Source organism: Rhodopseudomonas sp. BR0C11 (assembly GCF_010820945.1).
GTDB lineage: Bacteria > Pseudomonadota > Alphaproteobacteria > Rhizobiales > Xanthobacteraceae > Rhodopseudomonas > Rhodopseudomonas palustris_H.
In genome coordinates this window covers 1-6,236 of the sequence record NZ_QTKI01000290.1, presented here as the reverse complement: position 1 = coordinate 6,236, position 6,236 = coordinate 1, and the positions used below count along the sequence as shown (strand labels likewise).

The 6,236-nt window shown below is 65.0% G+C and carries 6 protein-coding genes; 1 reads left to right on the top strand and 5 read right to left on the bottom strand.

Annotated elements, in window-relative coordinates; translation table 11 throughout:
- From DYI24_RS19015 to DYI24_RS19005, 3 genes are all read right to left on the bottom strand, one after another.
- The coding region (locus tag DYI24_RS19015; RefSeq protein ID WP_164573420.1) for an acyl-CoA dehydrogenase family protein at positions 1-1,004 on the bottom strand (1,004 nt) is incomplete at its 3' end.
- Positions 1,005-1,151: 147 nt separating this feature from the next.
- Positions 1,152-2,291, bottom strand: coding sequence for an acyl-CoA dehydrogenase family protein (locus tag DYI24_RS19010; RefSeq protein ID WP_164573419.1), 1,140 nt, complete (start codon positions 2,289-2,291; stop codon positions 1,152-1,154).
- Between the two features lie 102 nt (positions 2,292-2,393).
- Positions 2,394-2,708 (bottom strand): c-type cytochrome, encoded by a 315-nt coding sequence (locus tag DYI24_RS19005; RefSeq protein ID WP_107344103.1) that lies wholly within the window; start codon positions 2,706-2,708, stop codon positions 2,394-2,396.
- A gap of 209 nt (positions 2,709-2,917) precedes the next feature.
- Between DYI24_RS19005 and DYI24_RS19000 the strand changes: the two genes are divergently transcribed.
- The gene (locus DYI24_RS19000) at positions 2,918-5,041 is read left to right on the top strand and encodes a hybrid sensor histidine kinase/response regulator family protein (RefSeq protein ID WP_164573418.1); all 2,124 of its coding nucleotides are present in this window, start codon (positions 2,918-2,920) and stop codon (positions 5,039-5,041) included.
- Between the two features lie 48 nt (positions 5,042-5,089).
- On the opposite strand, the gene DYI24_RS18995 is transcribed toward DYI24_RS19000, so the two are convergent.
- Both DYI24_RS18995 and DYI24_RS18990 read right to left on the bottom strand, forming a co-directional pair.
- On the bottom strand, positions 5,090-5,530 hold the full coding sequence (locus DYI24_RS18995) for a hypothetical protein (protein ID WP_164573417.1): 441 nt from the start codon (positions 5,528-5,530) through the stop codon (positions 5,090-5,092).
- 159 nt (positions 5,531-5,689) lie between these two features.
- A partial coding sequence (locus tag DYI24_RS18990) for a COG3904 family protein (protein ID WP_164573416.1) occupies positions 5,690-6,236 on the bottom strand: 547 nt, incomplete at its 5' end.

Here is a 6,236-nt window from a genome sequence, read left to right as displayed (position 1 = left end):
AGGCAGGCGTCGGGGACTTCGCGGCCCAAACGGCCGGCCTTTAGCTTGGCCATCGTGGCGAGCTGGGTGACGTCTTCGCCGGCGACCAGCGCTTCGGCGGCGCGATACACCAGCGAGCGCAGCAGCTCGACCTCGGTCTGCAGCTCGGCGAGACGGAAGTGGATCACCTGGTTGTCCAGCAGCGGCTTGCCGAACGCCTTGCGGCCGCGGGTGTATTCGATGGTGTTCTGGATCGTCTTCTCGTGGGCCTTGAGGCAAGCCGCCGCACCCCACAGCCGCTCCTCCTGGAACTGCACCATCTGATAGGTGAAGCCCTTACCCTCCTCGCCGATCCGGTTGCGCTTCGGCACCCGCACCTCGTCGAAGTAAATCTGAGCGGTGTCGGACGAGCGCATGCCGAGCTTGTCGAGCTTGCGTGCGATCGTGACGCCCTTGGTCTTCATCGGCACGCAGATCAGCGACTTGTTGCGATGCACCAGCCCCTCACCAGTGTTGCACAGCAGGCAAATCCAGTCGGCCTGGGTGCCGTTGGTGATCCACATCTTGCCGCCGGAGATCACGTAGTCGTCGCCATCAGATTTCGCCGTGGTCTTGATCGAGGCGACGTCCGAGCCCGCACCAGGCTCCGACACGCCGATGCAGGCGACGTAGTCACCGGCGATCGACGGGGCCAGAAACTCCTTGCGCAGCTCGTCAGAGCCGAACCGCGCCAGCGCCGGCGTCGCCATGTCGGTCTGCACGCCGATCGCCATCGGCACGCCGCCGCAATTGATTGCGCCGAGCTCCTCCGCCATCATCAGCGCGTAAGAGTAATCGAGCCCCTGCCCGCCATATTCGACCGGCTTATTGAGCCCGAGGAAGCCGAGATCGCCGAGCTTTTTGAACAACTCGTGCGCCGGGAAGATGCCGGCGTTCTCCCAGTCGTCGACGTGGGGATTGATATCGCTCTGAATAAACTTCTGCAGAATGCGGCGCGGCTCGTCGTGGTCTTGGCTGAACAGCATTGTCTCTTCCCTGGTCATTCTTATCGGTCGTCATTCCGGGGCGCGCGCAGCGCGAGCCCGGAATCCATAATCACCGACAGGGGTTATGGATTCCGGACTTGCTCCCTTCGGTCGCAATCCGGAATGACGATCGTTGGTAAGTCACGCTCACAATCCCATCTGCCGGCTGGCGAGGTCCTTCATGATTTCCTCGGTGCCGCCGCCGATGGCGTTGACTTTGACGTCGCGATAGATCCGCTCGACCTTGACGCCGCGCATATAGCCGGCGCCGCCGAAGATCTGCACCGCTTCCGAGGCGCAGAACGCCATCGTCTGCGTCGCCTGGTTCTTCAGCATGCAGATTTCGGCGATCGGGCTCTCGCCCTGATCGACGCGCCAGGCGAGCAGTTCGAGCATCGCCTGCGAGGCGGAGATCTTCTGCGCCATGTCGACCAGCTTGTGGCGGATCACCTGATGCTTAACCAGCGGCTTGCCGAAGGTGACGCGCTGCTTGGCGTATTCTGTCGCCTCGTCGAGACACACCCGCGAGGCGGCGATGCAGCCCGCCGCCATCGTCAGCCGCTCGCTATTGAAGTTCATCATGATGATCATGAAGCCGGCGCCCTCGGTACCGAGCAGATTGGCGGCCGGCACGCGGCAATTGTCGAAGTGCAGCGTCGCGGTGTCAGACGCCCACCACCCCATCTTCTTCAGCGGCGTCCGGGTCAGCCCAGGCGTATCGCCGGGGATCAGCAGCAGGCTGACTCCGCCCGGCCCGTCGCCGCCGGTGCGCACTGCGGTGGTGATGTAGTCGGCGCGCATGCCGGAGGTGATGAAGGTCTTCTCACCATTGACGACGTAGTGATCGCCGTCCCGCACCGCACGGGTGCGCAGGTTGGCGACGTCGGAGCCGCCGGAGGGTTCAGTGATCGCCAGCGCCGAGATCTTCTTGCCAGAGAGAATTTCGGGCAGCACCCGCGCCTTCAGCTCAGGAGAACCTGCGCGCGCGATCGGTGGCGCGCCGATCGAATGGCTGTTGAGGCTGGCGCTGACGCCGCCGGCCGCCGCCCGCGCCAGTTCCTGGGTGGCGACGATCCACATGAACTGATCGCACGGCGTGCCGCCGTATTCTTCCGGGAAGCCGAGGCCCAGGAGCCCGATCGCCGCGGCCTTCTCGTATAGTTCGCGGGGGAAACCACCGGCTTCGTCCCACTCGGTGGCGAACGGTTCGATTTCATTCTGGACGAAACGCCGGATCACGTCGCGAAACGCGATGTGGTCGGCATTGTAGAATGGTGAGTTGGTCAATCCTCGCACCCGCGGTCAGCCCATGCTGGCAGCGAGGATGCCGGGAAAGCCCGGAACCGCCTTGCGTCGAGGCGCTGACCGCTGCGCGCGGCGAACGGCGGATCAGTGGTGGTGCTTCTGCTGCGCGATATAGGCCGCCAGATCCTTGGTCTCGTCGCGGCTCAGCGCCATGTTGGACATCTTCGGATGCGGCTCGAGCAGGAAGAAAGCCAGCTTCTCTTCGTTGAAGTTGGCCTGCGAGGCAATCGCCGCGAACGACGGCGCCATATCGGTGCCCTTGCGCTGCTGGTCGGAGACAACGTGGCAGCTGGTGCACCAGCGCTTGGCCAGTGTCTCACCATTTTCGGCATCGGCCGCAAGCGCGCGTCCGGCGCCGGCGATCAGCAGCAACGACAGGCCCAGAGTGACAGCGCGCATCGGAAATCCCTTGTGTTCTGCGAGGCGGCGCGGCCGCCGCGGCAAATCAGAAAGTTCCGCTGTTTACTTCAAGCGGCGGTGGGGCGATAGATGGCCGATCGGCGGGTATCCTGACAGTTCCCGCATCGCCCGTCATTGCGGCAGTTTCCCTTGGTCCCGAAAGGTGCATAATCCAGCGCTCATGGCCCTGCTTCGGACCTCCCCTGCCCATGCTGACCGCACAACGTGATTCGCTGCGGTTGCTCCGCGCGATCCTGGTCGCATCCGTTGTGCTGCCGATCGCGCTGTTCAGCTACGCCTCCTGGCTGTCGTATCGCACCAACGAAGCGAATGCCGATCGCCAGATCGACAAGACGCGCGACATCATCACCGAACATGCGCTGAAGATCTTCGAGTCTGTGCAGCGTTCGATCGCCGAGACGTCGGAGATCGTGCGCGGCATGTCGGACGAGGAGATCCGTGCGAACGAAGCCACACTGCATGCCCGCTTGAATCGTCTGATCGGCGGTTCCGAGCAGATCAAATCCATGTGGATCTTCGACAAGACCGGACGGCCGCTGATCAACACCATGCAGTTCCCGTCGCCGAGGTCGGACCTGTCCGACCGCGATTATTTCCGGGTGCATGTCGACAACGACATCGGCCTTTATGTCGGACGAGTGCTGCAGCCGCGGCCTCCCTTCGACGGCGCACCGTTCTTCAGCGTCAGCCGGCGCCGCAATGCGCCGGATGGCAGCTTCGCCGGCGTGATTCAGACCTCGGTGCTGCCGGATTATTTCGAAGGCTTTTACGCCAAGGTCGGCCGCGATGAAGGCAGCTTCGCCTCGCTGGTGCGCGACGATGGCGCGATCCTCGCCCGGATGCCCGAAATCGATGGCACCGACACCGCCGTGAAGCCGGACGGGATCGTCGGCCAGGCGATCCGCGAAGGCCACAGCGAGGGCCGGATGACAACGGTGTCGTCGATCGACGGCGTCGAGCGACGCGTCGCATTCCGCAAGCTGCCCAATCTGCCGGTCTACGTGTTCGCCGGCCTGGAGACGAGCGCAATCCGCGCGGCGTGGCAGGCACAGATGGGCGCCTATCTGCTGGTCGGCCTGCCCGCCACCGCAGCCCTGATCGCGATCGTGCTCCTGGCAATGCGGCGAACGCAGAAGCTGTACGAAGAAGCCGACCGCCGCCATATCGCCGAGAATGCGCTGAAGCAGTCGCAGCGGCTGGAGTCGCTCGGGCGCCTCACCGGCGGCGTCGCGCACGACTTCAACAACCTGCTGATGGTGGTCGGCGGCTCGGTGCAGAAGCTGCGGCGACGGCACAGCGATCTGCAGGACATCCGCAGCTTCGACATGATCGACTCTGCCGTCGCCAAAGGCACCGCCCTGACTCGGCAATTGCTGTCGTTCTCGCGCCGCCACAACGTCGCCGCCAAAGCGGTCGACCTCGGCGACGCCGTGACCAAGTTCGCCGACGTGCTGCGGCAATCGGTGCGCAGCGACATCGGCATCGTGATCGATCCTCCGCACGAGCCGGTGGTGGTGATGATCGACCCCAACGAGTTCGAGATCGCGCTGCTCAATCTCGCGCTGAACGCGCGCGACGCGATGCCCGACGGCGGCCGGATCTCCATCTCGATCCGTACCGAGACGCTAAAGAATTTCGGTCCGCGCCGGCTCAGTGGCAACTACGCCATTCTGTCGTTTGCCGACACCGGCGTCGGTATCCCGGACGACATCCGCGAGCGGATCTTCGAGCCATTCTTCACCACCAAGCCGGTCGACCGGGGCACCGGTCTCGGCCTCAGTCAGATCTACGGCTTCGTGCAGCAATCGAGCGGCGCGATCACGGTCGACAGCGAACTCGGTCGCGGCACGCGGTTCGATCTGTTCTTGCCGCTCTCGACGGAGGCCCTCGGCAGCGACGAGCCGCTGCCGACGCTGGCCGTGCCGCGATCCGGCAAGCCTAAGACGCTCTTGCTGGTGGAAGATCACCCCGACGTGGCGTCGGTGGCGGCTGACTACGCCGTGCAGTGCGGCTTCACCGTGGTGCCGGCGAACTGTGCCGAGGCCGCGATCGAGGTGCTCAATCGCCGGCGTGACATCGATCTGGTGTTCAGCGATATCGTGATGCCCGGCATGAGCGGGCTCGAGCTGGCGCGGCTAATCCGGGAGCATCACCCCGAGACGCCTGTCGTGCTGGCGTCGGGCTACAGCGACCGCTCGGCATCGGCTCTGAGCGAAGGTTTCGCCCTGCTGCAAAAGCCGTACACGCTGGAGGACATGCGAGCGGCGCTCACCCAGGCGCTGCAAGGCGTCCCGGGCACGGCACCTGTGTGAACAGCAGCTGCGCGGAGCCAATCACCCCGCGCAGCCTAAAACGCACGCTCACCAATGACGGTGGTGATGCCAGTGGCGATGGCCGCCCCAGCCGGGACCGAAACCGGCGCGGATCACGGGGCCGCCGTATGCGCCATAGGCGCGATACGGCCGGTCGTAAGAGCGGTAGCCGTAATACACCGGACGCGGCCGGTAGTAGTAGCGCGGACCGCCCCAACCCCAGCCGCCGCCGTAATAGGCCGGACCGCCGTAGTAGCCGACGTAACGCGGGCCGTAACCATAGCCGCCGTAGTACGGACCGCCGCCGTAGTAGCCATAGCCCGGACCATAAGCGTAGGCATTGGTCGCCACGCCTGCGATCAGCGCGCCGGCGGCGAGACCGCCGATGAACGGACCGATGCCGCCACGCGCTTCAGCCGGAGCCGGCGCCGCGACGGTCGCGGCGGCAAGGGTGGCGACGGTACCTAGAACCAACGCAGTCTTTGTCATGGAGCACATCCTCTGAGCCGTTGATGTGGCGGATAACCGCAGCGTTTTGCAAAGTTGCGGGAACCCTGCCCTCCGAAGCCCCAGCACACGCAGAATCTATGTACGCCAGGAAGCGGAGACCGGAACCCGACGAAAAGTCGCAGTGGCTAAGGTCCGAGGCTATGACTTGGCGGGCGCTGCGGCGACGGTGACGATGCCGTATTTGGTCAGCTCGTCCGGCTTGAACACGAACAACCGATCCTTCGGCGTTTCCATCGCACGGGTCCAGACTTCGAGGTCGATGCCCATGTCGCGCAGATAGCGCAGGCAGCGCGCCGAGATGCGCTGGGCGTCACTCATCTGGTCGCGCGGTGCCGCGGCCTCGGTACTCTTCACCGCGAACACCTGATGAACGCCGACCGCCGCCTTGGCGCCGACGCGGCGCTCGGTGCCGCCGAACAGCACCAGCGGACAGGAGGACGCGCACGTCTTGCCGGCTTCGACCTCGGTGGCGAGCTTGCGGTCGCGGATCAGACGGCCCATCGCCAGCGCATCGGACACCGAGCCGCCGGGCGAATTCAGCACCACGGTCTTGATGTACTCGCCGTAGCGAGCGATCTCCCTGCCGAACGCCTCGGCGCTGCCCGGCGTGATCGTGCCGCTGGCCTGGAGGCGGCCACCGCTGCCGAGTTCGAACGTCATCGGCCGGCTGAGCTCGCCGCCGGAT